Annotated in this window: 26 protein-coding genes and 1 pseudogene; 9 read left to right on the forward strand and 18 right to left on the reverse strand. The window is 58.3% G+C overall.

Going from position 1 to position 26,384, the window contains the following annotated elements; translation table 11 throughout:
• Positions 1-366: 366 nt before the first annotated feature.
• Positions 367-1,614, forward strand: coding sequence for a glycoside hydrolase family 68 protein (locus AC54XV_RS10845; RefSeq protein ID WP_058398722.1), 1,248 nt, complete (start codon positions 367-369; stop codon positions 1,612-1,614).
• A 59-nt stretch (positions 1,615-1,673) separates the two neighbouring features.
• Here the strand turns inward: AC54XV_RS10845 and AC54XV_RS10850 are convergent, their stop codons facing one another.
• Positions 1,674-2,249 (reverse strand): ANTAR domain-containing response regulator, encoded by a 576-nt coding sequence (locus tag AC54XV_RS10850; protein ID WP_003406734.1) that lies wholly within the window; start codon positions 2,247-2,249, stop codon positions 1,674-1,676.
• Between the two features lie 14 nt (positions 2,250-2,263).
• Positions 2,264-3,475, reverse strand: coding sequence for a CmpA/NrtA family ABC transporter substrate-binding protein (locus tag AC54XV_RS10855; protein ID WP_058398723.1), 1,212 nt, complete (start codon positions 3,473-3,475; stop codon positions 2,264-2,266).
• 463 nt (positions 3,476-3,938) lie between these two features.
• Between AC54XV_RS10855 and AC54XV_RS10860 the strand changes: the two genes are divergently transcribed.
• Entirely contained in the window at positions 3,939-4,970 is a 1,032-nt protein-coding gene (locus AC54XV_RS10860) for a quinone-dependent dihydroorotate dehydrogenase (RefSeq protein ID WP_003346110.1), read from the forward strand.
• Positions 4,971-5,111: 141 nt separating this feature from the next.
• Here the strand turns inward: AC54XV_RS10860 and rmf are convergent, their stop codons facing one another.
• Entirely contained in the window at positions 5,112-5,327 is a 216-nt protein-coding gene (gene rmf / locus AC54XV_RS10865; RefSeq protein WP_002553055.1) for a ribosome modulation factor, read from the reverse strand.
• A gap of 588 nt (positions 5,328-5,915) precedes the next feature.
• Between rmf and rlmKL the strand changes: the two genes are divergently transcribed.
• The 3 genes from rlmKL (at position 5,916) to AC54XV_RS10880 (ending at position 12,859) form a co-directional block, all read left to right on the forward strand.
• Positions 5,916-8,168, forward strand: a complete 2,253-nt coding sequence (gene rlmKL, locus AC54XV_RS10870; protein WP_024641994.1) for a bifunctional 23S rRNA (guanine(2069)-N(7))-methyltransferase RlmK/23S rRNA (guanine(2445)-N(2))-methyltransferase RlmL — start codon at positions 5,916-5,918, stop codon at positions 8,166-8,168.
• A gap of 515 nt (positions 8,169-8,683) precedes the next feature.
• A complete protein-coding gene (locus AC54XV_RS10875) occupies positions 8,684-10,303 on the forward strand; it encodes a methyl-accepting chemotaxis protein (RefSeq protein WP_058398724.1) in 1,620 nt (539 codons plus the stop codon).
• Positions 10,304-10,468: 165 nt separating this feature from the next.
• Positions 10,469-12,859 carry a sensor domain-containing diguanylate cyclase gene (locus AC54XV_RS10880; RefSeq protein WP_496718584.1) on the forward strand — a complete coding sequence of 797 codons (2,391 nt, stop codon included), beginning with the start codon at positions 10,469-10,471 and terminating at the stop codon, positions 12,857-12,859.
• Positions 12,860-12,911: 52 nt separating this feature from the next.
• On the opposite strand, the gene dacB is transcribed toward AC54XV_RS10880, so the two are convergent.
• Positions 12,912-14,378 carry a D-alanyl-D-alanine carboxypeptidase/D-alanyl-D-alanine endopeptidase gene (gene dacB / locus AC54XV_RS10885; RefSeq protein ID WP_004408519.1) on the reverse strand — a complete coding sequence of 489 codons (1,467 nt, stop codon included), beginning with the start codon at positions 14,376-14,378 and terminating at the stop codon, positions 12,912-12,914.
• A gap of 338 nt (positions 14,379-14,716) precedes the next feature.
• Between dacB and AC54XV_RS10890 the strand changes: the two genes are divergently transcribed.
• A complete protein-coding gene (locus tag AC54XV_RS10890) occupies positions 14,717-15,061 on the forward strand; it encodes a YggL family protein (protein ID WP_003346101.1) in 345 nt (114 codons plus the stop codon).
• 87 nt (positions 15,062-15,148) lie between these two features.
• Here AC54XV_RS10890 and AC54XV_RS10895 read toward each other — a convergent pair.
• The 3 genes and pseudogenes from AC54XV_RS10895 to AC54XV_RS10905 all read right to left on the reverse strand — a co-directional run.
• A pseudogene (locus AC54XV_RS10895) lies at positions 15,149-15,733 on the reverse strand (response regulator); the annotation flags it as partial.
• A 78-nt stretch (positions 15,734-15,811) separates the two neighbouring features.
• On the reverse strand, positions 15,812-16,915 hold the full coding sequence (locus tag AC54XV_RS10900) for a phage integrase Arm DNA-binding domain-containing protein (protein ID WP_496718587.1): 1,104 nt from the start codon (positions 16,913-16,915) through the stop codon (positions 15,812-15,814).
• Complete coding sequence (locus AC54XV_RS10905) at positions 16,896-17,138, reverse strand: excisionase (RefSeq protein WP_002553062.1); 243 nt, start codon at positions 17,136-17,138, stop codon at positions 16,896-16,898. The genes AC54XV_RS10900 and AC54XV_RS10905 overlap by 20 nt, the downstream gene beginning before the upstream one ends.
• 112 nt (positions 17,139-17,250) lie before the next feature.
• On the opposite strand from AC54XV_RS10905, the gene AC54XV_RS10910 reads away from it, so the two are divergent.
• The gene (locus AC54XV_RS10910; RefSeq protein ID WP_496718589.1) at positions 17,251-17,463 is read left to right on the forward strand and encodes a hypothetical protein; all 213 of its coding nucleotides are present in this window, start codon (positions 17,251-17,253) and stop codon (positions 17,461-17,463) included.
• 2 nt (positions 17,464-17,465) lie between these two features.
• Here the strand turns inward: AC54XV_RS10910 and AC54XV_RS10915 are convergent, their stop codons facing one another.
• The 4 genes from AC54XV_RS10915 to AC54XV_RS10930 all read right to left on the reverse strand — a co-directional run bounded on the left by AC54XV_RS10915 (position 17,466) and on the right by AC54XV_RS10930 (position 20,497).
• The gene (locus tag AC54XV_RS10915; protein WP_496718591.1) at positions 17,466-18,182 is read right to left on the reverse strand and encodes a hypothetical protein; all 717 of its coding nucleotides are present in this window, start codon (positions 18,180-18,182) and stop codon (positions 17,466-17,468) included.
• Positions 18,179-18,511, reverse strand: coding sequence for a hypothetical protein (locus tag AC54XV_RS10920; RefSeq protein ID WP_496718593.1), 333 nt, complete (start codon positions 18,509-18,511; stop codon positions 18,179-18,181). Before AC54XV_RS10920 ends, AC54XV_RS10915 begins: the two co-directional genes overlap by 4 nt.
• A gap of 209 nt (positions 18,512-18,720) precedes the next feature.
• Positions 18,721-19,647, reverse strand: a complete 927-nt coding sequence (locus AC54XV_RS10925) for a hypothetical protein (RefSeq protein ID WP_496718594.1) — start codon at positions 19,645-19,647, stop codon at positions 18,721-18,723.
• Between the two features lie 67 nt (positions 19,648-19,714).
• Positions 19,715-20,497 carry a DUF2786 domain-containing protein gene (locus AC54XV_RS10930; protein ID WP_496718596.1) on the reverse strand — a complete coding sequence of 261 codons (783 nt, stop codon included), beginning with the start codon at positions 20,495-20,497 and terminating at the stop codon, positions 19,715-19,717.
• A gap of 153 nt (positions 20,498-20,650) precedes the next feature.
• Between AC54XV_RS10930 and AC54XV_RS10935 the strand changes: the two genes are divergently transcribed.
• On the forward strand, positions 20,651-21,388 hold the full coding sequence (locus tag AC54XV_RS10935; RefSeq protein ID WP_496718598.1) for a hypothetical protein: 738 nt from the start codon (positions 20,651-20,653) through the stop codon (positions 21,386-21,388).
• Here the strand turns inward: AC54XV_RS10935 and AC54XV_RS10940 are convergent.
• From AC54XV_RS10940 to AC54XV_RS10955, 4 genes are all read right to left on the reverse strand, one after another.
• A complete protein-coding gene (locus AC54XV_RS10940; RefSeq protein WP_496718599.1) occupies positions 21,348-21,500 on the reverse strand; it encodes a hypothetical protein in 153 nt (50 codons plus the stop codon). The two genes, AC54XV_RS10935 and AC54XV_RS10940, sit on opposite strands and share 41 nt — an antisense overlap.
• A gap of 378 nt (positions 21,501-21,878) precedes the next feature.
• Complete coding sequence (locus AC54XV_RS10945) at positions 21,879-22,736, reverse strand: phosphoadenosine phosphosulfate reductase domain-containing protein (RefSeq protein ID WP_496718601.1); 858 nt, start codon at positions 22,734-22,736, stop codon at positions 21,879-21,881.
• Positions 22,737-22,790: 54 nt separating this feature from the next.
• Positions 22,791-23,873 (reverse strand): DNA-methyltransferase, encoded by a 1,083-nt coding sequence (locus AC54XV_RS10950; RefSeq protein WP_496718603.1) that lies wholly within the window; start codon positions 23,871-23,873, stop codon positions 22,791-22,793.
• A gap of 57 nt (positions 23,874-23,930) precedes the next feature.
• A complete protein-coding gene (locus AC54XV_RS10955; RefSeq protein WP_496718605.1) occupies positions 23,931-24,539 on the reverse strand; it encodes a hypothetical protein in 609 nt (202 codons plus the stop codon).
• A gap of 107 nt (positions 24,540-24,646) precedes the next feature.
• Here AC54XV_RS10955 and AC54XV_RS10960 point away from each other — a divergent pair, with 107 nt between their 5' ends.
• The gene (locus tag AC54XV_RS10960) at positions 24,647-24,841 is read left to right on the forward strand and encodes a hypothetical protein (protein ID WP_496718607.1); all 195 of its coding nucleotides are present in this window, start codon (positions 24,647-24,649) and stop codon (positions 24,839-24,841) included.
• 26 nt (positions 24,842-24,867) lie between these two features.
• On the opposite strand, the gene AC54XV_RS10965 is transcribed toward AC54XV_RS10960, so the two are convergent.
• From AC54XV_RS10965 to AC54XV_RS10975, 3 genes are read right to left on the reverse strand one after another with little or no spacing between them, the layout of a single operon-like run.
• A complete protein-coding gene (locus tag AC54XV_RS10965; protein ID WP_496718609.1) occupies positions 24,868-25,146 on the reverse strand; it encodes a hypothetical protein in 279 nt (92 codons plus the stop codon).
• A complete protein-coding gene (locus tag AC54XV_RS10970) occupies positions 25,143-25,730 on the reverse strand; it encodes a hypothetical protein (protein ID WP_496718611.1) in 588 nt (195 codons plus the stop codon). Before AC54XV_RS10970 ends, AC54XV_RS10965 begins: the two co-directional genes overlap by 4 nt.
• On the reverse strand, positions 25,730-26,068 hold the full coding sequence (locus AC54XV_RS10975; RefSeq protein WP_496718613.1) for a hypothetical protein: 339 nt from the start codon (positions 26,066-26,068) through the stop codon (positions 25,730-25,732). The genes AC54XV_RS10970 and AC54XV_RS10975 overlap by 1 nt, the downstream gene beginning before the upstream one ends.
• Between the last annotated feature and the right edge of the window lie 316 nt (positions 26,069-26,384).

Raw genomic sequence — 26,384 nt, forward strand, 5'->3', positions numbered from 1 at the left:
ACGGCCTTAATATATATGAATTAATACGCGGCCCGTCGCGGTTGTACGATAACAGCGCCTTAAATATTTAATTTACTTTGTGGAGTATCTCTGAGAGCATCGCTTCTGTCGCAACGTGTGACGCTTGATCAACATAAAGTGTTTTCACTTTTCAATCCGGTAATCTGTAGTTGCAGTTTGCCAGTCAATTTCGATAAATGCTTACTGTGTAAGAAGTTATCGGCTACTCGCTCTTTTCTCGGTTTCCGGTTGTCCTCGACACCTGAATGCCCGACACACTCTGCACCTCGGCATTGCACCCATGCCTGCCGTGTTGTCTTCCTATACGCGCTGCTTGTACAGGCGCCTGCAAAGGACATCATCATCATGAGTAACATCAATTACGCCCCTACCGTCTGGTCCCGTGCCGATGCGTTGAAGGTCAATGAAAATGACCCGACCACCACGCAGCCGCTGGTAAAACCGGACTTCCCGGTCATGAGTGATAAGGTCTTCATCTGGGACACCATGCCGTTGCGCGAGCTTGACGGCACGGTGGTCTCAGTCAACGGCTGGTCGGTCATCGTCACGCTGACAGCTGATCGCCACCCCGACGACCCGCAGTATCTCGGCGCCAACGGCCGCTACGACATCAAGCGCGACTGGGAAGATCGTCACGGGCGGGCGCGCATGTGCTACTGGTATTCGCGTACCGGCAAGAACTGGATCTTCGGTGGCCGGGTCATGGCCGAAGGCGTGTCGCCCACCACTCGTGAGTGGGCGGGCACGCCGGTACTGTTGAATGACAAGGGTGATATCGATCTTTACTACACCTGCGTGACACCGGGGGCGACGATTGCCAAAGTACGCGGCCGTATCGTGACCTCCGATCAGGGCGTGGAGTTGAAAGACTTTACCCAGGTCAAGAAACTGTTCGAGGCCGATGGCACTTATTATCAAACCGAAGCGCAGAACTCGACATGGAACTTCCGCGACCCGAGTCCGTTTATTGATCCCAATGATGGCAGGTTGTATATGGTCTTTGAAGGTAATGTTGCCGGCGAACGCGGTACGCATACCGTTGGTGCTGCAGAACTTGGCCCGGTGCCAACCGGCCATGAAGAAGTTGGGGGTGCGCGTTTTCAAGTGGGCTGTATCGGTCTGGCGGTTGCGAAAGATCTCAGCGGTGAAGAATGGGAAATATTACCGCCACTGGTGACTGCGGTGGGTGTCAATGATCAGACCGAACGTCCGCATTATGTCTTTCAGGACGGCAAGTATTATTTGTTCACCATTAGTCACAAGTTTACGTATGCCGACGGTGTGACCGGGCCGGATGGCGTTTACGGTTTTGTGGGCGAGCATTTGTTCGGGCCTTACCGGCCGATGAATGCATCCGGACTGGTGCTGGGCAATCCGCCTGCACAGCCTTTCCAGACGTACTCCCACTGCGTGATGCCGAACGGTCTGGTGACATCGTTCATCGACAGCGTGCCCACCACCGGCGATGACTACCGTATCGGCGGCACCGAGGCGCCGACGGTCAGGATCCTGTTGAAAGGCGACCGCTCGTTCGTGCAGGAAGAGTATGACTACGGCTACGTGCCGGCGATGAAGGATGTGCAACTGAGCTGACAGGCTGCGCCCCTGTAACCTGTGAAGAACGCCTGTACGTACAGGCGTTCTTCCTGGCTTCAGCCCAGCAGTTCGCTCATCGCGATAATCTGCTCGGCCACCTGAATCAGCTTCTGCTGGCGGCTCATCGCCTGACGCCGCATCAGCGTGTAAGCGTCTTCTTCGTTGCAATCCTTCATCTTCATCAGCAGCCCCTTGGCCAGTTCGATGCGCTTGCGCTCGGCCAGTTGCTGATCGCGTGCATGCAGTTGCGCGCGCAGCGCCTGATCGCTTTCAAAGCGCGCCATCGCCACATCCAGAATCGGTTGCAGCCGTTGCGCCTGGATACCCTCTACGATATAAGCGCTGACTCCGGACTTGATCGCCTGGCGCATCACGCCCGGATCGTGCTCGTCGGTGAACATCACTATGGGCCGTGGCTGGTCGCGGCTGACCAGCACCACTTGCTCCATCACGTCGCGACCAGGTGATTCAGTGTCGATCAGGATGACGTCCGGGCGCACGGCTTCAACGCGCGCGGGCAGGTCGATGATCAGTCCGGATTCGTCGATCACGTCGAAACCGGCCTCTATCAAGGCTGACCTGAGGCGGCCGACCTTTTTGGCGGTGTCATTGATAAGCAGGATACGCAGCATGGTTACGTTCTCCGTCAACGACTGGCCACAGCGGGCACGTCGTCGGCCAGCGAGTGGAGCTTGAAGCTACGCGCGTAGCCCGCCGGATCGCTGCCGTCCCAGACCCTGCCATCGATCAGCTGGCTGCTGCGCAAGGTTGCGGCGGGTACGTCGATACCCAGCGCACTGGCTGCCTGACGGTACAGGTCGAGTTGCTGAACGCGGCTGGCCACCGCCAGGTAATCCGGGTCTTCGCGCAACAGGCCCCAGCGTCGGAACTGGGTCATGAACCACATGCCGTCGGACAGCCAGGGGTAGTTGACCTGTCCCTGGGCATGGAAGCTGACCGCGTGAGGGTCTTGCCAGTGATTGCCGAGACCGTCGCTGTACTGGCCGAGCAAACGCGGCTCGATGCAGTCCACTGAGGTGTCCAGGTAATCGGCACCGCTTAGGAGTTGTGCGGTGCTGCGCCGGTTATGATCGTTTTCCTCGATGAAGCGGCTCGCTTCCAGTACGGCCATGATCAGCGCTCTGGCGGTGTTGGGGTTCTGCTCGACAAACTCTCGGGTACAGCCGAGCACCTTGCCCGGGTGATCCGGCCAGATCGACTGGCTGGTCGCCATGGTGAAGCCCAGTTGCTGCTGTACGGCGCCGGCGCCCCAGGGTTCGCCGACGCAGAAACCGTCGATGCGCCCGGCCTGCAGGTGTTGCGCCATTTGCGTGGGCGGCACCACGACACTGTTCACATCATCGAGCGGATGAATGCCCTGACTGGCCAGCCAGTAGTAGAGCCACATGGCATGGTTGCCGGTGGGAAAGGTCTGCGCGAAGGTCAGCTTTGAGCCGCTTTGGTGCGCGTGCTTGTCCAGTGCTTCAGGAGTGATCACGCCGGCCTGCTGCAACTCGCGGGACAGGTTGATGCACTGCCCGTTCTGGTTGAGTCCCATGAGGATGGCCATGTCGGTCGCCGGGCCACCGCTGATGCCCAGTTCCACCGCGTAGATCAGGCCGTACAGGCTGTGTGCCGCCTGCAGCTGCCCGCTGACCAGTCTGTCGCGCAGCCCGGCCCAGGAGGTCTGACGCTCGAGGTTCAGGCTCAGGCCGTAAGGCTGGGCGAAACCCTGCGTGGCCGCGACCACCAGCGGGGCACAGTCGGTCAATGCCATGAAGCCCACGTCCAGGCTGTTCATTTCCGGAGCGTCGCTACCGGCCACCCAGTCCAGCGCATTACCGGTTTGTTCGTTCATCGCGCGTGCTTCATCAAAGGTCCGTCCAGAAAAAAGGCGTCGTCCGACCCGATGCCGAGTCGCCCTTCGTTATATACAAGTCTGTTTTTGATTCTGGCCGGAGGCGGTAGGAGCGAACTTGTTCGCGAAAGGGCCGGTACAATCGCTGAAAATCTATCGTCTGAAACACGGTCTTCGCGAACAAGTTCGCTCCTACGCCCTTCTGGCAGAAGCGTGAAAAACCCTGTAATTCGGGCTTTCCAGGGCTGTATATAACGCTGAGTGCCAGTGCAAGGGGCTAAAGCGACGCCGTTGTCCATGCACCGCTCCGCCGTTGGAGTGAGTGCCGATAGCGGTTTCAAGCAAGGCATATGCCATCGCCGGGGGAGGGCGAGCAACAAGTTTGTCGCGCGCCTCGCCTGACAGGCCCGCACACGTCTATAATCGCCAGCCTGAATTCAGCTGCTCACGAGCCCATCCCGCCATGTATAACCTGGCCCGCCAGTTACTGTTCAAACTTTCCCCGGAAACCTCTCATGACCTGTCGCTGGACCTGATCGGTGCAGGCGGGCGGCTGGGCCTCAACGGCCTGCTGAGCAAGTCCCCGGCGAAGTTGCCGGTCAGTGTGATGGGCCTTGAGTTTCCCAACCCCGTGGGGCTGGCAGCCGGCCTGGACAAGAATGGTGCGGCCATTGATGGCTTCGCGCAACTGGGCTTCGGTTTCGTCGAGATCGGCACGGTGACGCCACGTCCGCAGCCGGGCAATCCCAAGCCGCGTATTTTCCGCCTGCCCAACGCCGAGGCGATCATCAATCGCATGGGCTTCAACAATCTGGGTGTCGACAACCTGGTGTCCCGTGTCGAAGCGGCAAAGTATCGCGGCGTTCTGGGCATCAATATCGGCAAGAACTTCGACACGCCGGTCGAGCGCGCGGTCGACGATTACCTGATCTGCCTGGACAAGGTCTATGCCCATGCCAGCTACGTCACGGTCAACGTCAGTTCGCCCAACACGCCGGGGCTGCGCAGCCTGCAGTTCGGCGATTCGCTCAAGCAACTGCTCCAGGCCCTGAGCCTGCGCCAGCAGGAACTGACGCAACGGCATGGCAGGCGTGTGCCGCTGGCGATCAAGATTGCCCCGGACATGACCGACGAAGAGACCGTGCTGGTGGCCGCAGCGCTGATCGAATCGGGGATGGACGCAGTCATTGCCACCAACACCACGCTGAGCCGCCAAGGCGTCGAAGGCCTTCCGCATGCTGATCAGGCGGGCGGCTTATCGGGAGCGCCGGTTCGGGAAAAAAGCACGCACATCGTCAAGGTTCTGGCCGGTGAGCTCGCGGGTCGTCTGCCGATCATCGCCGCCGGAGGGATCACCGAAGGCCGGCATGCCGCCGAGAAGATCGCGGCGGGTGCCAGTCTGGTGCAGATCTATTCGGGGTTCATCTACAAGGGCCCTGCGCTGATTCGCGAGTCGGTGGATGCCATTGCGGCAATGCCTCGCGCCGCACGCTGAACCCGGGGTAAAAAAAGGGGCTCTGCAAGAGAGCCCCTGGGCGTTGGCCCGCCGCCCGGGTCGGGCGTGCATGGTGCAGGTGTGAATCAGTCAGTCATGTATGGCCCGACAGAGGCCTGAAAGTCTTTGATGTGAATCGCCTCATCCGACCGCGTGAAGTTCGTTGAGTCTGTGGATGCCCGCAGTGCCGGTCATACCGTCCCAGTTGTCGCCGCGTCCTTCGCGCCAGCCATTGATCCATGCCTGGCGTACTGACGGTAGAGTAAAAGGGCAAAGCTCACGGGATTTACCATGAACGCCGTATTGATAACCGCGTAAAAATGCTCTTTCCAACGGATCACGCTTAAGTCTTCTCATAGGGTAATGCCCTCGTCTGTTGACTGTAATATCCCTGAGACCCCGTGTTGAGGTCGGGCAGAATCTTCTGCCGTTGGGGCCCGCTGCCGGCGTCGCGGGCCTTGATGCCATCACCATTGCAGCGATGACCTGAGACGATTTCTAACCAAAGCGCAGGGCGGTGTGAATGATCGTTTTGTCATAAGCACGTCACATTCAGGTCTGTCGAGCAATAAGCGCAGACCTGTTTCAACCCTGATTTTTTCTGCAGCCCCGTGAACATGGGGTGTTGCGAGCCCATTGAGATCGCTTATCAGGCTCATATACTGGCTCAATGCCTTGGCAGCTTAAGCGACGAAGGGTCATAAAGAGGCTGCAAAAATGTGACTTTTCAAAACACGACTTTTGATTGCGTGCTTTTATTGCCGACGTCGCCCTGCCTGATATCTGTTCTAATACGCGCCAAAACTGCCGCAATGACATGACAGGATCATGCGGTGGACCGGCACACATCACGTGCCACGCAGGCGTTCTCTATGAAAGACGCCTGTTCAAATCTGGCAGGGCAATGCGTTGCCCGCCGCAGACGGCTCAGGCCCTGGAATACACATGTCGGATCGCTACGAACTTTTCCTCACTTGCCCCAAAGGCCTTGAAGGCCTGCTTGCCGAGGAAGCCACTGCGCTGGGTCTGCAAGAGACCCGTGAACACACCTCAGCCATTCGCGGCTCGGCGGACATGGAGACCGCTTACCGGCTGTGTCTCTGGTCGCGCCTGGCCAACCGCGTGTTGCTGGTGCTCAAGCGCTTCCCGATGAAGGATGCCGAAGACCTGTACCACGGCGTACTGGATGTCGAGTGGCAGGATCATCTCGAATCCGACGGCACCATTGCGGTGGAATTCAGTGGTCATGGTTCGGGCATAGACAACACCCATTTCGGTGCACTGAAGGTCAAGGATGCGATCGTCGACAAGCTGCGCACCCCGGATGGCGAGCGTCCGTCGGTCGACAAGATCAACCCCGATCTGCGCGTGCACCTGCGTCTGGATCGCGGCGAGGCCATTCTGTCCCTCGACCTTTCCGGGCACAGCCTGCACCAGCGCGGTTACCGTCTGCAGCAGGGCGCTGCGCCGCTGAAGGAAAACCTCGCCGCCGCCATCCTGATCCGCGCTGGCTGGCCGCGTATTGCTGCCGAGGGCGGCGCGCTGGCTGACCCGATGTGCGGTGTCGGTACCTTCCTGGTCGAGGCCGGGATGATCGCCGCCGACATCGCGCCGAACATCAAGCGTGAACGCTGGGGCTTCTCGGCCTGGCTGGGCCATGTCCCGGCGCTGTGGCGCAAGCTGCACGACGAAGCGCTGGCCCGCGCCGAGGCCGGGTTGGCCAAAACACCTTCGTGGATTCGCGGTTACGAAGCCGATCCACGGCTGATCCAGCCGGGACGCAACAACATCGAACGTGCCGGCCTGAGCGACTGGATCAAGGTCTATCAGGGCGAAGTCGCGACCTTCGAGCCGCGTCCCGACCAGAACCAGAAAGGCCTGGTGATCTGCAACCCTCCGTACGGCGAGCGTCTGGGAGATGAAGCCAGTCTGCTGTATCTCTACCAGAACCTTGGCGAGCGCCTGCGTCAGGCGTGCCTTAACTGGGAAGCTGCGGTGTTCACCGGCGCGCCGGACCTGGGCAAGCGCATGGGCATTCGCAGCCACAAACAGTATTCGTTCTGGAACGGCGCCTTGCCGTGCAAACTGCTGCTGATCAAGGTCACGCCTGATCAGTTCGTGACCGGCGAGCGACGCACCCCCGAGCAGCGTCAGATCGAACGCGAAAACCCTGTCGAGGTTGAAGTCGTTGAGCGCAAACTCAACAAGAACGGCAACCCGATCAAGCCGGAACCGGTGGTGGTCGAACAGGCGCGCCTGAGCGAAGGCGGGCAGATGTTTGCCAATCGCCTGCAAAAGAACCTCAAGCTGATGGGCAAGTGGGTGCGTCGCGAAGGGATCGATTGCTACCGCGTGTATGACGCCGACATGCCTGAATACTCGCTGGCGATCGATCTGTATCACGACTGGGTGCATGTTCAGGAATACGCAGCACCCAAGTCCATTGATCCGGAAAAGGCGTCAGCGCGGCTGTTCGATGCGCTGGCGGCCATTCCGCAAGCACTGAACATCGACAAGAGCCGCGTGGTGATCAAGCGTCGCGAGCGTCAGAGCGGCACCAAACAGTACGAGCGCCAGAGTGCTCAGGGCCAGTTTCTGGAAGTCAGCGAAGGCGGCGTCAAGCTGCTGGTCAATCTGACCGACTACCTGGACACCGGGCTGTTTCTCGATCACCGGCCGATGCGCATGCGTATTCAGCGCGAGGCGTCCGGCAAGCGCTTCCTGAACCTGTTTGCCTATACGGCGACGGCCAGTGTGCATGCTGCCAAGGGCGGTGCGCGCAGCACCACCAGCGTCGACCTGTCGCGGACCTATCTGGACTGGGCGCGTCGTAACCTGTCGCTGAACGGTTTCTCCGACAAGAATCGTCTGGAGCAGGGCGACGTGATGGCCTGGCTGCAGGCCAACCGCGACGAGTACGACCTGATCTTCATCGACCCGCCGACGTTCTCCAACTCCAAGCGCATGGAAGGCATTTTTGATGTCCAGCGTGATCAGGTCGAGCTGATCGATCTGGCCATGGCGCGTCTGGCGCCGGGTGGCGTGTTGTACTTCTCCAACAACTTCCGCAAGTTTGTGCTCGATGAAAACCTGAGTCAGCGTTATGCGGTCGAGGACATTACCGCGCACACCATCGACCAGGACTTTGCCCGTAACGGCAAGATCCACCGCGCCTGGAAAATCATGGCGCGTAGCTGATCCGGTGCGCGATGAACCGATCGGTAACGGTCCGGTCATCGCGCCTCGCGACACTTCCTGCACTCGTTTGCATGCCCGTGTGCTCAAACGCGTTTGAGCCCTGGGCAAATGCCCGATTTGTGGTTGCGTATAAACGGCATATTAATCAATAAGTTGATGTGAAAAGCCTGAGCGTATGGACTTTGATGAAAATTATTTCACAAAGGCTGAAGCTTTTGCATTGCACGGAGTTGCGCGGTGTTATACTCGTGATATCAGATGGCTATACAACTTTTAGTTGTTAGTATTTAGATCGTAATCCTACGGTTATGCAATTGCTGTCTTATTGCATCTCTTGTCTGTTTTCGTTTCCTCGGATTGTGCACTTTTATTCCCGATATGATTTCCTCGGGAAAGCGGTATATCGAATTTCAATTGTCGACCTCTTGAGTGACGTCCCTGTTCAATCGGGCGACTGAAGGTATCGACTGTGTTCCGAGATTGTCCACGCCGTACCCACCTCCGAAGGTAACAAGATGAGAAACGTCAAGGTCGCTGTTCGTGCCGGGATGAGCTTTATGCTGATCACCTGCCTGCTCATCGCGCTGGGAGGGATCGCGCTATGGAAAATGGGCGAGTTACGGGCCAGCATGGAATCGCTGGAAAAGGACGCGATGGCCAGCATCATACAGGCTAACAAAATAAGCAGCGCCACGCTGCGTTTGCGACTGGATGCCCGGCGATTGATTGCACAGACTGACCCGCAGGCTCAGACAATTACCGTGACTCGATTGAAAGCTGCGCGAGAAGACATGCTCAAACAATCTGCTGCATATGCGCCGCTGGCAAGCGCTGCCGATGAGGCAAGTCTCTATCAAACCGTCACTGCGTCCGCCCAGAAGTTTGCGTCACTTCTGGATACGGTGCTCGAATTGATTCAGAAAGGTGCCAACGCTGATGCGGTGACGTTTACCGACACCAATATAGTGCCCGTCACCGGTGAGTTGCAGACCGCCATCGATGCGTTGGTGCAGATGAATATTGATCAGGCCGATCAACTGAGTGTGCGTGCAGAAGCCGCCTATGAAAGTGGTTTTATGTTCACAGTGGTTATTATTATAGTGTCATTGATTATTACCATATTTCTCGCGATTCTGTTGACGCGCAGTATTGTCACGCCTTTGAAATCATTGTTGTCGGTCAATGAGCGTATTGCCAGCGGTGATCTTCGTGGTGATATTCCGGTCACCGGTGACGATGAGTTTTCCGAACTGCAACGCGCGACACTGGCCATGCAGAAGAACCTGCGACAAACCATTGGCCTGATCGGCAACTCGTCACAGCAACTGGCTTCCGCTGCCGAAGAAATGAACTCCATCACCGTGCAGTCCAGCACCGGGTTGGGGCGTCAGAATCAGGAGATCGAGCAGGCCGCCACGGCGGTCAACGAAATGACCGCAGCGGTCGATGAGGTCGCACGCAACGCAGCAGCTGCGTCTGACGCAGCGAAAGAATCCAACGCCTCCACCGTGCGCGGGGCTGAGCGAGTGGCCAGTACCGTCACCGCGATCGAAAAACTGAGCGCCACGGTGCTTGCCACCAGTGCTGACGTGCAGCGTCTGGCCGGACAATCCAACGACATCAGCAAAGTCCTCGCGGTGATTCGTACCATCGCCGAGCAAACCAACCTGCTTGCTCTCAACGCCGCTATTGAAGCCGCTCGTGCCGGCGAGCAGGGGCGCGGTTTTGCGGTGGTGGCGGATGAGGTCCGGGCACTGGCGCATCGCACCCAGCAGTCCACCCAGGAAATCGAGCGAATGATCGGCGCCGTTCTAGAGGGCTCCGAACAAGCCACCCGGTCGATGCAGGAAAGTTGCATGGGCGCGCAGGATACTCTGGGGGTTGCACATGAGGCCGGTGCAGCGCTTGACGATATTGCCCGGCGTATCGAAGAAATCAATGACATGAACACGCTGATCGCCACAGCTTCCGAAGAGCAGGCGCAGGTGGCTCGTTCCATCGACCACAATCTGATCAGTATTCGCGACCTGTCCGTGCAGAGTACCGAGGGCGCCAATCAGACTTCCCTTGCCAGTGGCGAACTGTCGAGACTGGCCATTGAAATGAATGGCGTCGTTACACGATTCAAGATGTAACTTGATTGGCTGTCCGCAAGGCGAGGCCATGTCTTCAAGCTTGCGGACAGACCAACGGATCGTCCTGAAACAGGCATAAGCCTATGAAAATTATTGGCGAATAGCTATAACAGAAGTCATAGCCAGCCTGACGCTTCCGTATGTTGGCGTCATGAGTTTGTGTGTATGACAGTGAAACGGTTCAAGCTCAGAGTTCTGAGTTTCATCAATGGCCAGCTTTCAGCGTGGCTTATCGCTGTCGTGGCATTGCTGGTCGGTGTGGCACTTACGATCATGCTGGCGCTGGCCGACAACGAGTTGTATCAGCGCCAGTTGCGTCAGCGTTTCGATACTGTTGCCGCGGAGCGCTTCAGTCGCCTGCAGGAGCGTCTGGACCGGCAGACTACCCGGCTCGACACCCTCGCTCGCTTCTTTATCTACTCCCATCAGGTTGAACTGTCCGAATTCAACGGCTTTGTCGCGCCGTTACTGATTGGTACCCAGGCGTATGCCTGGAACCCTAGAGTGTCGCAGGCCGAACGGACGGCTTTTGAAAGACAGTTGCGTGAGGAAGGCTCAGCCGCGTATGCCATAAGCGAAATGGATGAAAACGGCGCCTTGAAAGCCGCCGCCGTGCGAAATGAGTATTTCCCGGTTCGATTCATCCAGACGCTCAGTGACATTCCGACGCCAGCAGGGTTCGATATCGCCTCGGAGCCGGTACGCCGTGCCGCGCTGGAGCGTGCGCGGTTGCTGAAACGAACCGTCGCAACGCCTCGTATCCGCCTGCTTTCCCTGGAGCCGTCGGACACGTATGGCATTCTGCTGGTCGCGCCGGTGTTCTCGACTGGCCAGCCGGTTCCACCGTTGCGGGGCTATGTCACCGCCGTGATCAGCCTGACGCAATTGATGAATGTGCGCACCGCAGAGCAGGACAATCTTGCCGTGACCATGCTCGACCTCAGTTCGCCGGAAAAGCCCGAGCAGGTTTATCAGTCGCCGCTCCCTGCGATACACAATCAGTTGTATGCCAGCAGCCTGCTGAACCTGGGTGACAGGGATTATCTGGTCGAGGTTCGCCCTACGCAGATTTTCAGCCTGAACAACCAGATCATGATGCCCGGCCGGGTGTTGTGGCTTGGAGGGCTTTTGAGCCTGATGCTCAGCGCCTTGCTCTACAGTCTGATCAGCCAGCGTCAGCGCGCCTTGCAACGGGTGGCGCAGCGCACCCGCGAGCTGCGCCAGCGCGAGCACCAATTGAGGGCCGCGCATGGGCAGTTGCGCAGTGTGCTGGACGCGGCGACCGAAGTGGCGATCATCGCCACCGATCTGGACGGGCTGATCAAGACGTTCAACGTCGGAGCACAGAAAATGCTCGGCTATGCGCAAGAGGATGTGCTGGGCAGGTTCCGGCTGATGGACTTTTATCAGTCTGCCGATCTGGAGGCCCGCGCGAGCCGCATGAGCAAGAGCCGCGGGCAACCCATCAGCGCCTCGCAGCTGATGTTTCTCGATGCTGTGCAGGATGGTAATCACCCTTCGCAGGAGTGGACCCTGCAGCGCAGCGATGGCAGCACGCTGGTGGTGAACATGCTGGTCACTGCGGTGCGTGACGATCAGGGGCTGTGGACCGGGTATCTGGCGGTATGCATCGACGTCACCGAGCACAAGCGCGTCAACCAGGCCCTTGCCGAGCAGGGACAGTTGTTGAAAAAGCTCGGCTCGCAAGTGCCTGGCGGCATTTACCAGTACCACCTGGCCGTCGATGGCAGCGCATGTTTCAGGTACGCCAGCGCCGGCATGTGCGAGCTGTTCGAGGTGGACGAAGAGCAGTTGCTGGGCGATTCCGAAACTATCCTGCAACGCATACAGCCGCTGGACCTGGCACGGGTCAGAAGCTCCATTCTGATCAGCGCCACACACCTGACACCGTGGAGCCAGGAGTACCGCGTCAATCTGCCACGCAAGGGGCAGCGCTGGTTACGCTCGGCCTCAACGCCTGAGCGCCTGGCCGATGGCAGCGTGCTGTGGCATGGCTTTGTGTCCGATATCACCGACCTCAAACGCGTCGAGCAGGAGTTGCGTGCGCTGTCGGTCACCGACGTGCTGACCGGCGCCTATAATCGTCGCTACTTTCAGGACCGGATGCAGGCCGAGCTGAAAAGAATCGACCGGCACGGCGGTAACCTGTCGATCATCATGCTCGATATCGATCACTTCAAGCGGATCAATGACCGCTTCGGGCATGCCGCAGGCGATCAGGTGCTCAAGGCCATCTCGGAAAAGATCAGCCAGCGGCTGCGCAGCGACGATGTGTTCTGCCGTCTGGGTGGCGAAGAGTTTATGGTGATCTGTCCGGGAACGCGGGGTGCCCAGGCCTATCAACTGGCACTGAGCCTGCGCGAGGAACTGCGCAATCAGGCTATCGAAGGCGTCGACCAAGTGGTCACAGGCAGCTTCGGGATCGCCAGCTGGCGAGAGGGTGAGGGGATCGACGAGATGTTGCTGCGTGCCGACTCGGGCGTCTACGCCGCCAAACAGGCCGGTCGCGACCGGGTCGAGCCCGAGCAGGGTTGATGCAGACAGACCCGCTGCGATAGCGGGTCTGCCGATGGCCGGTATCGGCTGGTTATTGCTGGATCGAGACGGTGGTGTTGGTCAGCTTGGGCTGCCGGTACAGATCGACCAGTACTTCGTCGAGTATCGAGGATGCGCCGAACGGACGCGGGTCGTTGAGGATCGCCACGACGGCCCAGGTGTTGCCGTTGCTGTCGCGGCTGAAGCCGGCAATCGCGCGCACGGTATTCAGGGTGCCGGTCTTGATGTGCGCCTCGCCGAGCAGCGGAGTGCGCTTGAGTCGCTTGCGCATGGTTCCGTCGAGACCGGCCAGCGGCATCGAGCTCATGAATTCCGCAGCATAGGGGCTGCGCCAGGCCGCTTGCAGGATCACCGCCATCTCGCGCGCGCTGACACGCTCGGCCCGCGACAGCCCGGAGCCATTCTCCATGACCAGATGCGGCGCGGTGATGCCTTTCTTCGCCAGCCACTGACGGATGACACGCTGGGCGGCCTTGCCGTCGTCACCGTCAGCTTCGTTGCGGAACTCTTCGCCCAGGCTCAGGAACAGTTGCTGAGCCATGGTGTTGTTGCTGAATTTGTTGATGTCACGAATGACTTCCACCAGGTCCGGAGAAAAGGCCTTGGCCAACAGCTTGGCATTGCCGGGCAGCACGCCAACGCGATCTTTGCCTTGAATGGTACCGCCCAGTTCCTGCCAGATGGCTCGCACTGCGCCGGCCGCATAGGTAGGGTGGTCCAGCAGTGACAGGTAGGTCTGTGAGTTGCAGCCATTGCCCAGCTGGCCGGTGACCGTCACGTTGACGCTGCCATCCGCCTGGGTGACCGGGTTGTAGCGCACATCCCCGGTGCATTGTTTCGAGGCGCTTGCCTTGACCTGATTATCAATGCGAATGCTGGCAATCGGCGGCTCGACCGAGACCAGAATCCTGCCGTCATCATTGCGGGTCACGAAGCGTAGCGCCTTGAGGTTGACCATCAGCGCGTCGGGCTTGACCAGAAACGGCTTGTTGTCGTCATTGCCGTCATCGTTGAACACCGGCAATTGCGGTTGCACAAAATGACTGCGGTCGAGAACCAGATCGCCGGTCACCTGCTGTACACCATTGGCGCGCAGGTCACGCATCAGCAGCCAGAGCTTTTCCATATTCAGCTTGGGATCGCCGCCGCCCTTGAGGTACAGGTTGCCGCGCAGCACGCCGTTGCTCAGGGTGCCGTCGGTGAAGAATTCGGTTTTCCACTGGTGGGTCGGGCCGAGCATTTCAAGGGCCGCGTAGGTGGTAATCAGCTTCATGGTAGACGCCGGATTGACCGATACGTCGGCGTTGAACACGGTCGGTGTACCTGGGCCGTTGAGCGGCAGCATCACCAGCGAGAGTGCGTCATCGCCGAGTTTGCTGGCTTTCAGGGCCTGTTGAACCTTGGGGGGCAGCGTGGTGTTGATGACGGCAGCGTAGGAGGGTAGGGCCAGGGGCAAAAGGAGTGACGCGAGCAACAATGGACGTAGCGACTTGATCATTGACTAAAACCCTACTGCAAAGAGGGAAACGAAAAAGAGGGCATGGATGAATTCCCTCGGTAACTATTGCAAATGTAGATTCGATTTCGATAACTATAGTAGTGAATGCGCGGCGGGCTTTTTTTGTAACACAGAATGCCACGCATGATACGAGCCGCATTATGCCCCAAGCGGGGCAGGCTTGTGACCGGGGGGCAAGCCGGTAAATGCTATTTTTTATTGATTCGGTATCCATGGCCGTCGCAAGGCCGGATATCCACTCCACGCCGCAATTGTCGGGCTTTTAAATCGCCAAGCTGGTAAAGTGCCGCCCGATATTTATTGATGAGGATTGTCCCATGGCCACTAACCGCTCCCGCCGTCTGCGCAAAAAACTGTGTGTGGACGAGTTCCAGGAATTGGGTTTTGAACTGAACCTGGACTTCAAGCAAGAGCTGGACGACAAGGCAATCGATGCTTTCCTTGACGCTTTCCTGAAAGAAGCAATGGAAGCCAACGGTCTTGGCTATGTGGGCGGCGACGACTTCGGTCTGGTTTGCCTGAGCAAGCGTGGCTCGGTCAGCGAAGAGCAGCGTGCTGCTGTCGAAGCCTGGCTCAAGGGCCGCAGCGAACTGACAGAAGTCACTGTCAGCCCGCTGATCGACGTCTGGTACCCGGAAAAGGAAATCAATCCGGCCGCCTGATGTAACGGGAAGCAGGCCAGCGCCTGCTTCCCTTGCCTGTTCCCGCACGTCCCCTCGTACACCCCCTCGCTATACCGTCTTTAACGCTCAGTCAGGCTTGGCCTGCTGCAGCATCAGCGCGTCCTCAAGCTCGATCATGGCCAGTTCGACGGTCTGCTGGCAGGTGTAGAACTGCTCATCCGGTGTGTCCGGTTCGCAGGCCAGTTCAAGCGCATCACAGGCATCAACCACCCTTGAAGCTGTGATGATCCGTGCCGCGCCCTTGATCCTGTGCGCCAGATCGCGGGTTTTCTGGCGATTGTTCTCCGGCATCAGTCTGGCCAGTAATAGCCGGTCTTCGTGGTTGCTGTGCAGCAGTTGCGCGAGCAGGCGTTCAACCATTTCAGGACGGTCACCGGTCAGGTTGCTGACGCTGTCGAGGCTGAAGGGCAGGGCACGTGCGGGCGCCAGCGGGGCAATGGCTGTCAGCCGTTCGCTGAGCATCGAGAGGCTGATGGGTTTGAACAGGCAATCGTCCATGCCCGCCGCCCGGCAGCGCTCGATTTCGTCAGGCTGCGCGTTGGCCGTGAAGCCCCAGACAGGGCAGCGTTGGCGTTCGCAGGCGCGCTCCTGTTCGCGGATAGCAGCGGTCATGTCGTAGCCGTTCATGATCGGCATGTTGCAATCGGGAACACCACGATGGTGTAACTGATTGATTTTAAAGGGAGTAAAATCCTCCCCAAAACTCCCCCAATAGATCCCTAAAACGAATCACGCGACGTCAATCCACTCCGACCCGCGACCATCCTTATACATTTCAGTCATCGCTGCGTTGCGGTGACCCAGCAGCTTCTGAGGATCGCGGCCTTCTAACGCATGAAGGCGTGCGGCCAACGATCGCATTTCATGGAAGCTGGGCGGGTTCGCGCCTAAGTCAATGCCAAGAGCTGCCGCACCCTTGTCCCTGGCTTCGGCGAACGCAAGCGTCAGAGTGTTCAGCTTTACTGGGGTGCCTGCTTTTGCGACGGCGACCGTTCTTGTGTGATGTACCAGGTGCTTGGACAGGACTCGGTCTCTGCACGCTTTGATTACGCTTGATAGATCAAGGTCTATTGCTTCAAGTCTCAGGCTGGTGCTGATCCGCAGCCGAGCGCCAGTTTTCGACTGGATGACATGCAGGAAGCCGTCGTGCTCATCCTTGAACAGCATCGACCCGATGTCGTCTCTGCGCTGCCCTGTGAGAAGTGCAAGTTCCATCGCCCGCTTCAGCCAGGGCCTGTCAGTCGCTGCATGAGCTGCCTTCCAAAGCTCGAGACTTAGGCGTCCACGTTTCACTTTTGACCGCGCCGCCTTTGTCGCGTCGACTGGGTTCAGGTCACACCAGCCAGCTGCAATGGCTTCGGTGAAGACATCCCGTAGCAGCGACCGAAGTGCTTTTGACATGGGCGCTTTACCGGCTTTGGAAAATGTGGCGAGGAACGTCGCGATATCCATCGTTCGAATACTGCGTATGCCTTTGCCGCCGAAAGCATTGTTGAGGGTCTTGAGTCTGCTTTTGATGCTTCTGGCCGTGTGCGCGCTCAAGCCTCGTTCTGTGTAGATCAGGTCGTACTCGTCCAGCCAGTCAGCAAATGTGCGGTCATCCACTGCTACTGGCTCTGCGATCCGTTGCGTCAATGTCGGCTTCAGCACGTCTGCATGATTGGCTGCGACAGCCTCCATGATCGCTGCCGCCTTATCCTTGCCCAGGCCGAACATTCGACCGGTCACCGGGTCACGATACGTGTAGTAGGTGTGCCCGTTACGCTTGTCGGTCTTCCGATACAAGTTAGGAGGGAGGTCTTTTGACCCGGCGTTACGCGGCCTTGGAACCATTACGTGCACTCTCTATTCGGCTGATCAGGCTTCCGCCCGTAATACGGACAATCGGTTTTTCGGGTTCGCTGTATTGCGCCTCGGCTTCGACATAGTAGCTCCGGCCATGCTTAACGGGGGCTGGCGCTATTCGGCCTTCGCGAGCCCACTTGCGCAACGTGTTCAGGCTGGGCGGCGTCCGGAACTGGTCGGCCGCCCACTCGTCGAGGGTAACTTTGCTCATGATATTGCTCCGGGCCGCGCTTGGCGGCGGAAGTAGTTTTAAGGCGGGTTTTGCTGTTCACTGCTATGGTCCACGCAGCCAGCAGGAGCTGGGACGGCACCAAGGAGAGGTCATGGAATGCACCACAACGGCGGATGAGGTTTATGGCCCGCGCAATGCCAGGCTCGGCAAGCGGGCGGTGGACGGCAATATCTGGTCAGGCACCACGATGATTTTCAGAATCATCGATGACCGGGTCTACTCAATGCACGAGCAGTACCTGGGCAGGCTCGAGTACGGGATGGCGATGACTGACAGGGGAGAGCTGATTTTCATGGTGCGGTAGGGTCACGGTGTAACGCGCTTGAACTCGACGACCCAGACCCACGGGTTGGCGTTCCAGTTGTCGGCGCCATTGATCGATACCCACAACTCACGCCACGCGTCGAAAGGATCGGTCCAGTTGCCTGGGCCCGGTTCATTCTTGAAAGGGTGAAAGTAATAATCACCGTCACCGTGGTGGATGCGGTGAATACCTTCGGCAACGTAGCGGCTTTCGAACGCTGTTTCGCCGTCGCCCTGCTGCAAGCGCTCGACCCGCACGTCGGTTATCTCCAACAGGATGCGGCTGGCCCAGCGCGGGATATGGATGGACGGGCGCCACCGGCCTTCTTTGCCGCCGAGCAAATCTTCTGACCAGCAGGCAAATTGGTAGGGCTTCGAGCGCGGATCGTCGTAGTTGAATGCGCCGTCCTCATCGAGGAAGCTGGCATCTTCCATCAAGTCGCGCACGTCGCCGTCTGCTCGATACGCGATGCCTGGTGCGCCCTGCAAATTCACGTCTGACCACGTCTCTCGCACCCATAGCCGGTCGCCGCCCTTGCCGTATGGACATAGGTCGGCGTTGCCAGGCAGTACCAGAAAGGCAGGCTCGAAACCGGCAGCCAGACAATCCAGCGCGGCTGACTTCTTCACCTCGCGCCGCGTGACTGTCTTCCGGCCTTCCAGGATGGCGCGCACCATCGGCGCGCTGAACAGGATCGGTCTTTCCTTGGCCTGGTTCATGGCGTCACCAGCCGCCGTGCCCACCAGCAGACTGGGCCGTCGTCGGTGTCATGAATTGACAGGCAGAACCAGCCTTCGCCGTTCGGGCGATCTGGCTCCCAGTAGCTGCAATCAGGGGCGCCCGCTTCGAAGTAGCGATCGGCCACAGCTTGGTCGCTTGCATATTCAAGTTCGACCTTGCGCACCTCTAGAGCCTGCTCAGCGACCCACGCTTTGCATTTTTCGCCGTCGCCCTCATCGAAGGCCGGCATATCAGGGTGTTCAAAGAAGCCGTTTTCGTCACGAATGACCGGCGCTGGCTGGATGAACACGATCTTTTGTTCGGGCATGACTTCGTCCTTGCCGCAGATGCGGCTGACATTGAATTGATTGAGAGGGGGTGGTTACTGCGGGGTGTTCGGGCGCACCGGGCAAAAGTGAGGCCCTGTCAAACCCTTGGAGAAGCGCTTTATGAGTTCAAGTATCGGCTTTTCGGCGGTGATACTCGGTTGTTTCGGCACTGCCTGGGCCGCTGCGCGCCAGCAGGTTGGCCTGTTGGTCATGATTTCAGAATCTCTTCCGGGTCATATCCGAAACGCAGGCACAGCGCAGTGCCGACGCCAGAGCCGCATCCGAACGCATCACGCACCAGTGCCCAGCGCGGCATAGTGTTGCGTCGGCTGCCGCCAACTGCGCGCACCGCTCGCCTGAGTAGATCGTCTTCTGTGAATTCGCAACCAGAGAGCTTTATGGTGCGGCTTGGAATCTCCCGAGGTTTTGCCTGCTCACTCTCGGCTGGCCTGGAGAGGGCAGCCCTTATTCTGCGTTTCAAGGGCGTGCCCAAATCAAACGGCCATACGTCATGCAGCAGCTCTTCCAGCTCGTAACGCTGCGCCATCAGATTTTCAATCATTGATTCCTGAGACATGGATGTTTCGGACAATTGCTCCGCCTCGGCCTTGAGCTGGTCGCGCTCTTTTTCAGTTCCGGTTAGCTCATTGCGAAGTCGTTCGATCTTTTTGATTGCGTTGTCACGGTAAGTCGTAACCTCGCGCACGTTGTCTTTCAGCCGCTCAAGCTCGGCCTGTAGCGGGTCGAGGTGGGCCTGCAAGATTGCTTCAAGCTCGCTTACCCGCAAATGCACAGCGTCTGTGCCGAACGCTGGCACAGTCTCACAACGGTCGCGAATCATCAGGCTTGCCAACTCCCCGCCGAGCGCTGGCGGTTGAGGGGCTGCGCCAGACATACGTGCTTCGATAGCCTTCCATGCTGGCTCGTACTCGGGCCAGTCGCTTTCTATGACCAGGCACTCACGGTTCGGCAGGTGTGCGAGCAAGGAGAACATCGGATCAACCAAGTGGCTGCGATAAGACGCCGGCACCTTCTTCAGGTCGCTGCGTTTTATGACGATGTAGCGGTCTTCACGCTGGAACTCGCCGACCGGTTTGCGGCAGTTTTCTAGATGCTTGCGAAGTTCGTTGCTCATGTTATGGCTCCGCATGGGCGTCAGCCTTTCGAGGCGCGCCGTGAATTGCGTGATGGGTAGTCTTGGGTCAGGCGCTGGCAGAAAGGGCTGGTGCATGCTCGGTGCCATTGGCCAAGCCTGCATGCAAGTCGACCTTTGTACCGGCGAGCATCCCGGCGATCTGGGCGTTGAGGTCGAGCTCTGCCTCTCTGGCCTTCCTGGCTTTGCCGATCTGCTTGTCTGCGAGGTAGCTATCGATCAGCGCTTGGTGCTGGGCTTCTACTGCCACCAGCCCGTGTCCTGCGCTTTGGTGTTCTGGCGTTGTCGGGTCTTCGCCACGCGGCACAAGCTCTTGCAACTTGCTCTCAACCGCGAACACCCAAGCTATGGCGAAGTGATCGCCGGCAGTGGGGGCGGAATAGCAGCTCCGGTACTTGCCGGCACGCACCCCGGAAACATATGCGTTCCGAGCCTGCGTCAGCTTCGCAAGAAGAGTTTCGTAGGCGTAGAGAGCGATGTGCTGGGCAGGGCTCACCCCCACAAACTTCGCACGCTCGACGCGATTCTTTTTGGTCTCGCACCAATGGGTGTAACGCAGGGCCTTGACGTTGAACACCTTGGCCACGACGGCGCTCAGTTGTTGATCCCATAATGGGCGACGTGCAGCTCGCGACATCGAGGATTCGGCCTCGCCAACGTCGCTGACCTTTACGTCCGTTTCGCTGAGGTGGTATTCACGCATCAGCGCCTGCGCCTGGCGCATTGCTGTAGCCGCTTCGTTCTCGTTCGAGCTTTGCGAAAGCGCCAGGCAATGCTTGATCTTGCGGATAGCCCGCTCAAGCTTTTTCGGATCGATCTGTTTTTCGGACATGGTTCATCCTCGCCGGGGTGGCGTGAGTCTGTGAGTTTTAGATAATACGTTTGGGCAGTTGAATGGTGCTTTATAGTCCTCGCACTAAATGCCTGGATTTTTTCAAAAATATATTGTCTTATATAAGCTCAAGTCATGGAGGAAAAGAAGGTCATGAGCAGTCAGTTAGAACTACGACCCTACGAACCATTGGTCGAGAGCTTGAGTAAGTACATAGGGCTGTTTGGGCTTTTTATAGGGTGTTCGTTTATATATGGATATTTTTATCAATTGTTTTTCTTCATTCAATTCGATGCGGGTTGGGTGGTGTCGATGTATGCAACTGAAGCTTTAGTTAGGGTTGGGATTCCCTGGACTTTAACGCTCGCAGCAATAGCGCTCGCTTTGTTTTATGTCTTTCCTAAGGCTGAATCATATAATCTAGGGATTTTGGCTATTGCTCTTGTAGGTGTCATTATTGAGTTGTCTCTGACGTCTGTCTTACAGTATTTTGGAACTGACATTGCTAGCTCGTCGGTATTTTCTATAATGGAGTTTGTTTTTTACGCGTTCTGCGGCGTAAGCTTTATACCTTGGGGGCTAAAGAAGTATAGAGAAAAACACAGTGCTGCATCAGTAGCGTCAGATTTGATTATCGGCGTGGGTTTTTCATGCGTATTCGTTCCTTTTATGACGTCATCTTCCGAAGCTACCGACATAAAATATTTGTTCAGTAAAACACCACTTGTATGGTCCGATGGTAAGGCTGCTGGAGTACTGTTGGGTATAGCGGATTCAAAGTTTATAGCCCTGTCGTGCTCTGATATGAAAACTATTAAGATCTATGAACCCTCTGATCAACACTCTGTAGCTAAGAAAAAGCCGTCAGAAGACTGTCAAGGTAGGCGTTGAGGGTCTGCACGTCATGAGTTGCGCCGTAATCGGCCAGGGCCAGTTTCGTGGCCACCGCCGAGGCAGCACCGCAGCTGAACTGGCAGACGATGCGCGGTAAATGATCAGGCATGGTTCATCCTCGCCGGGGTGGCGTGAGTCGTTGAAGTGGGTGGGCTGTTGCTTTACTGGGCTAGTGCGTGAGAGTAGAGTGCGTGCACCCTGGCGCTCCCTATAGACAGAGCTAAAGTCATCCGTGCTGGTCGTATCTGCATGGTGGACCGATGATCGTATGTACTAGATCAACGTCGCGGGCCGAACGTGATCACGTCATGTTCGAACCCATACCTTGTCTCGTCATTCGGAGGTTCTCATGCAAATCGAGATCGTTATCAGGCTAGACCTGACAGCGCTGATCATGCTGCTAAAAGCTGCATTCTTAGGCCTGTAAGTGTCGCCCCGGGTAGGAGAGACCCTCCCGGGTTCTATTTATCAAGACCTGTGAGCCAAGTTAGTCACCGCAGAAGCACGCTATGGCTTCGTCGTGATCCGCGAACATGTCGAACTGGGTGTCGGAGTAGTCGAGCATCTGCTGATAGCTCGGCCGGTCGAAGCGGAACAGCGCACCGTCTGTTGTGGCGGCGCTGCTCTGGGTGGCGGTGCGTTCCATCCGAGCCCACCAGTCTGCCTTGCTCCGGTCGCTGGCTATGATCGAGTAGACCTGCTTTGCACCTTTGAGAAAGCACAGGTCGCAGTTGCCCTCCAGAGTGCGGCCATTGATCGTCGGTAGTTCCAGATCAAACGGCTGCACCTTCCAGAACTCTCCGATCTGCTGCACGCCGACGCCTGCATCTGCCAGCGGCATCACCATCGTGGCGTGTTTGCTCTCTGTCGTGGTCTTGCGATGCCGTATCTTGGCGACCCGGCGCGGTTCATCAGCTCGGATGCCGGTCATCATGTCGACCGGTGTTTCCTCTGTGGAGCATCCAACCATCCGCAGGTACTTGTGGATCACCCTGATTTTGAGGTCAATGGTGCAGAACCGTGTGACCGGATTCGGCAGGTAGCTGCGTTTCCTGATCAGCGCTTCGAACGGCTCGCCGTACCTGCTGGCGGTTTCGTAGGTAACGATGGCGAAGCCTCGATCATCATCGCGGTACTCCAGCCAGACAATGGGCACCTGCCAGCGCCGCGCGCACTCGTTCACAAAGTCGAGGGTGGCGGGGTGTTCCTTGCCGGTGTTGGCGAACGTGACGATCAGATCGTCCAGATCATCGTTGGCGTCCAGCACCTGGCGCAGCATGTAGGCGCTGGACCGGCCACCGGAAAAGCTGACAACCGTCGTCCCGGACATTTTGTAGGGAGACATGGGGATTCCTCGCCGGGGTGGCGTGAGTCGTTGAAGTGAGAAGGGGATTCCGGCTTAAGCGGCCGGTACCGAGTCGCGAAATACGTCCATCTGCGCAGCGCCATCCAGCCAGGCCGCGTCGATCCGGGCGCGTGCCAGGGCCGCGTACTCTGGGTTCAGTTCACAGATGATTGACCGGCGACCTTCCTGCATCGAAACCAGTGACGTGGTGCCGGCACCGCCGAATGGGTCCAGCACCACACCACCGCGCGGTGCCCCGGCCAGGATGCAGGGCCTGATCAGGTCGGGCGGGAAGGTGGCGAAGTGGGCGCCCTTGAATCCCTGTGTTGGAACCGTCCACACGCTGCGCTTGTTCCGCATATCCAGCGGGTAGTCGCTGTCAGTTCGATCAGGTCGATGAGTTCCGACTGTCTGGCCTGGAATCACCTGCTCGCGCTTCGAGTCTTCCCGCTTGAAGCTGTCCCGCCTGCTGCGCACTGCCTTCATTGGCCCGTTCGACTTGCCCGGCACCCGATCACTGCCATGTTGTTGCTCGAGATCCTGAGCCATTCGCACGATCGAGCTGAGTGCTACAGGTTCCTTGATCGCATTCTGGTCGTAGTAATAGCGAGGCGACTTGCTCAGCAGGAACAGGTATTCGTGAGCTTTGGTGCAGCGGTCGCGCGTCGACTCCGGCATAGGGTTTGGCTTGTGCCAGATGATGTCCTGCCGGAGATACCAGCCGTCGTCTTGCAGCGCGAAGGCAAGACGCCAGGGCATGCCCATCAAGTCCTTGTGTTTAAAGCCAGCGGGTGCTGATCGCCAGCCCGTTGCGCTACCTTTTCCCTTCCAGGCTGCGTCACCACGCTCTGCCATGTAGCTTCCGCCCCCGCCACGCCCGCCAGTGGCATAGCTGTCGCCCATGTTCACCCAGATCGTGCCGTCAGCGCGCAGCACCCGGCGGACTTCCCGAAACACGTCGACCAATCGAGCGATGAACTCGGCAGGGGTTTCCTCAAGGCCGATCTGGCCGTCTACGCCATAGTCACGCAGACCGTAGTAGGGCGGGCTGGTCACGCACGTATGCACGCTTTCATCTGGCAGCGTGCGCATCATGTCGATGCAGTCGCCTACCAGTATCTGGTGGAGCTGGCTCATATCGAATTCCAGGCATGCGCCTGCCGAGGCGTTTAGCGCAATAGGTGAGGGTGGGTGTTAAGGGTGGTTGTCCGTGCCGCAGTTTTGGCAATCGGCCAAGTAGCAATCAGCGACCGCAATGAATCGCCCGCAGCCTTGGCAGTTGAATACCTGTTTGCGGATGCGGCGCGGCTTGGGTGGCGTGATACCGGTGCCGCGCAGAGCTTGTTTAAGGTCCACATCTTGCCGATGCACCAAACGCCTGGCGCGCGCGACGATGTAATCCAGCGGCCAGATGATCAGCTCATCGTCGCCGATAGCGGTGGCCGCTTCCAGGGTCAGCCTGTGCGCGCGCTCAAGCCGGTCAGTGCCGCCGATGGGCCACTTGGCAAAGAAAATGTCGTTGCCGTTCCATTGCTGCTGGATCTGCAAAACGCACTGGCATCCCTCAGTCGGCTGCGCTGCCGGGTCGGTCTTGCTGATGTACTGATGATCGACGCCCAGATGCGCGCGCTCGTCGATATAGGATTTTGGCCACGGGATATCGGTGTCGCGGTGCCTGGTTGCCTGCTCTGCGGTGAACAGCTCGGCTTTGTCCAGGTTGGTCGTATAACCGCCGCCCAGCGCCCAGAACGTCAGGCCGTCGCCAACGTAGCTTCGGCTGTCCTGCAGGTAGAACTGGCTCATGGCGTTTCTCCATGCATGCGCCGCCCTCCGTGTCCGGTGGTGGCAAATTGGTTGGGGGTGAGCTATAGATGATGACCGGCATAGGGCCGGGTCGTGGAGCTTTAGAAATGAGCAATCAGGCGCAAACGGATGCACTGGAACACTTATTGATCGCTGTTTTGAACAGCACTTCAGGGGCGCCAAAAGAATCTCTGATAAAAAAGGCCGAAATTACGCTGTTAGGACGTGACGGTCCTCTCGGGCCAGACCAGAAGTCTGAGGCGGTGAAGTACCTTGAATACATTGCCTCGCGCTTACGCTGATTGATGACCTACGTGTCCGGCGATGGCTATGACGATTTCGTTGAATTCTGTTTATATGACGCGTCAGTTCCAAGCATTCGATCCTGCTCGGCAGCGCTGGCGCGCATGAAGTACAGCCCCAGGTTCTGCCAAGCTTCCTGCGGGCTGTTGATTCCGTTGCGCTTCATCGCCGCTGACATGCCGGCCTTCACGCCAAACGCCAAGCTGATGGTTACCTTCTCAATCCCGAGCCTTTCCGCTTCGGCTTTCTTGCGGTCCCGATAGTCCTTTGAGTGCTGCGCCTGGGTCTTTGGCGGACGCTTCATTTCGGGCTTGGCCCTTGCAGCGGGTAGTCGATGTTGAAGTCACGAATCAGCCGATTGATCATCGTGTTGCTCAGTCCGAGCTCTCTGACAGCTGCCTTCTGCGATATGCCGCGATCGCGTGCGGCTTTGATCCGGACCACGTTCAATGCGTCAGCCACCGGATCGTGTTGATAAGGAATGAGGTTCGAAGCCGGGCTGAACGCTTTGTATTCGAAGCCATGCACGCGGGCCATTTTCCGAAGCCTGTAGATGCTCAGGCTGGTTTCGCGCATGACATCGGTGATCGTCATCGTCTCGGCCAGCTTGCGGACGACTTCAACCTGTTCAGAGCGAGCGTGGCAGCGGTCTTGGATGGCGTTTTGAGGGGCGGCGGCGCGCATAGCTTCCTTTGTGCGGCGTCGTGGTGCGGGCTGGGGAGCACTTGGCGCGATCATGCGGCCGTATGGCTTCGGCTCCGGCCTGACCGGGAAGCCTTTGAGCGTCCCGATCACGCCGCCGCGCTTGAGGAACGCAGCCACCTCAGCCTCGAGGATGGCGGACCGCTCTTTGTTGCGCTGAATCGTGCTCAGCTCTGGACTGATCATCAGCTGGCACCGTACAGGGCGAACAGTGCCAGGCCGGTGGCGATGGCAGCAGTCCAGCGCAGCATGTGAGTGGCGAACGACCGCTGACGTGCAGGCTGGGCTTCCAGTTGCTCAGCGATTTTGCACGCCGCGCAGTGGCCTCGATGCACGCCACGTACATTGCCGGTCGAGCGCTCGACGATGCCGAACTCGTTATTGCCGTTTGGCACGACCGTGAAACGCGGCAGAGCTGCCGGGTTCTTGCGGCCGACCTTGTCGTAAAACTCGGCAGTGGAAAGGGTGCAGCGTTGGCGCAGGCCTTCGTAGATTGCACGACGCTGGCTGATTGTCTGATGCATATGAGGCTCCTTGACCGCATTGGCCAGATGCCAGGCACGGGTGACTAAACCCAGCCGTGAGACTGGCCTGGCACCTGCCGATGCGGACGTTTGATTTAGGGGAGGGGGTACTACAGGCTTGAAGCTGCATTGGAATGTCGGGCCGCACCATTTTTTGCAATCGACGTCCGGGCTTCGCCACAATCTGATTGCTCTGGAGACGCTTTTTTCATGTCCCGCCGACATTCCGATGCAGCCTCATTGGAGGCGATCGGGCCGTTCTTTCATTCCGACTGGCAGCTGTACGCAGCTTGCTCGCGAGTGGTTTCCTGACGTA

This window comes from Pseudomonas fragariae (ex Marin et al. 2024) (genome assembly GCF_059621105.1).

Coding starts and splice junctions, on each gene's coding strand:
- AC54XV_RS10845 (WP_058398722.1), top strand. CDS start 367: ATGAGTAACATCAATTACGCCCCTACCGTCTGGTCCCGTGCCGATGCG.
- AC54XV_RS10850 (WP_003406734.1), bottom strand. CDS start 2,249: ATGCTGCGTATCCTGCTTATCAATGACACCGCCAAAAAGGTCGGCCGC.
- AC54XV_RS10855 (WP_058398723.1), bottom strand. CDS start 3,475: ATGAACGAACAAACCGGTAATGCGCTGGACTGGGTGGCCGGTAGCGAC.
- AC54XV_RS10860 (WP_003346110.1), top strand. CDS start 3,939: ATGTATAACCTGGCCCGCCAGTTACTGTTCAAACTTTCCCCGGAAACC.
- rmf (WP_002553055.1), bottom strand. CDS start 5,327: ATGAGAAGACTTAAGCGTGATCCGTTGGAAAGAGCATTTTTACGCGGT.
- rlmKL (WP_024641994.1), top strand. CDS start 5,916: ATGTCGGATCGCTACGAACTTTTCCTCACTTGCCCCAAAGGCCTTGAA.
- AC54XV_RS10875 (WP_058398724.1), top strand. CDS start 8,684: ATGAGAAACGTCAAGGTCGCTGTTCGTGCCGGGATGAGCTTTATGCTG.
- AC54XV_RS10880 (WP_496718584.1), top strand. CDS start 10,469: ATGACAGTGAAACGGTTCAAGCTCAGAGTTCTGAGTTTCATCAATGGC.
- dacB (WP_004408519.1), bottom strand. CDS start 14,378: ATGATCAAGTCGCTACGTCCATTGTTGCTCGCGTCACTCCTTTTGCCC.
- AC54XV_RS10890 (WP_003346101.1), top strand. CDS start 14,717: ATGGCCACTAACCGCTCCCGCCGTCTGCGCAAAAAACTGTGTGTGGAC.
- AC54XV_RS10900 (WP_496718587.1), bottom strand. CDS start 16,915: ATGGTTCCAAGGCCGCGTAACGCCGGGTCAAAAGACCTCCCTCCTAAC.
- AC54XV_RS10905 (WP_002553062.1), bottom strand. CDS start 17,138: ATGAGCAAAGTTACCCTCGACGAGTGGGCGGCCGACCAGTTCCGGACG.
- AC54XV_RS10910 (WP_496718589.1), top strand. CDS start 17,251: ATGGAATGCACCACAACGGCGGATGAGGTTTATGGCCCGCGCAATGCC.
- AC54XV_RS10915 (WP_496718591.1), bottom strand. CDS start 18,182: ATGAACCAGGCCAAGGAAAGACCGATCCTGTTCAGCGCGCCGATGGTG.
- AC54XV_RS10920 (WP_496718593.1), bottom strand. CDS start 18,511: ATGCCCGAACAAAAGATCGTGTTCATCCAGCCAGCGCCGGTCATTCGT.
- AC54XV_RS10925 (WP_496718594.1), bottom strand. CDS start 19,647: ATGAGCAACGAACTTCGCAAGCATCTAGAAAACTGCCGCAAACCGGTC.
- AC54XV_RS10930 (WP_496718596.1), bottom strand. CDS start 20,497: ATGTCCGAAAAACAGATCGATCCGAAAAAGCTTGAGCGGGCTATCCGC.
- AC54XV_RS10935 (WP_496718598.1), top strand. CDS start 20,651: ATGAGCAGTCAGTTAGAACTACGACCCTACGAACCATTGGTCGAGAGC.
- AC54XV_RS10940 (WP_496718599.1), bottom strand. CDS start 21,500: ATGCCTGATCATTTACCGCGCATCGTCTGCCAGTTCAGCTGCGGTGCT.
- AC54XV_RS10945 (WP_496718601.1), bottom strand. CDS start 22,736: ATGTCTCCCTACAAAATGTCCGGGACGACGGTTGTCAGCTTTTCCGGT.
- AC54XV_RS10950 (WP_496718603.1), bottom strand. CDS start 23,873: ATGAGCCAGCTCCACCAGATACTGGTAGGCGACTGCATCGACATGATG.
- AC54XV_RS10955 (WP_496718605.1), bottom strand. CDS start 24,539: ATGAGCCAGTTCTACCTGCAGGACAGCCGAAGCTACGTTGGCGACGGC.
- AC54XV_RS10960 (WP_496718607.1), top strand. CDS start 24,647: ATGAGCAATCAGGCGCAAACGGATGCACTGGAACACTTATTGATCGCT.
- AC54XV_RS10965 (WP_496718609.1), bottom strand. CDS start 25,146: ATGAAGCGTCCGCCAAAGACCCAGGCGCAGCACTCAAAGGACTATCGG.
- AC54XV_RS10970 (WP_496718611.1), bottom strand. CDS start 25,730: ATGATCAGTCCAGAGCTGAGCACGATTCAGCGCAACAAAGAGCGGTCC.
- AC54XV_RS10975 (WP_496718613.1), bottom strand. CDS start 26,068: ATGCATCAGACAATCAGCCAGCGTCGTGCAATCTACGAAGGCCTGCGC.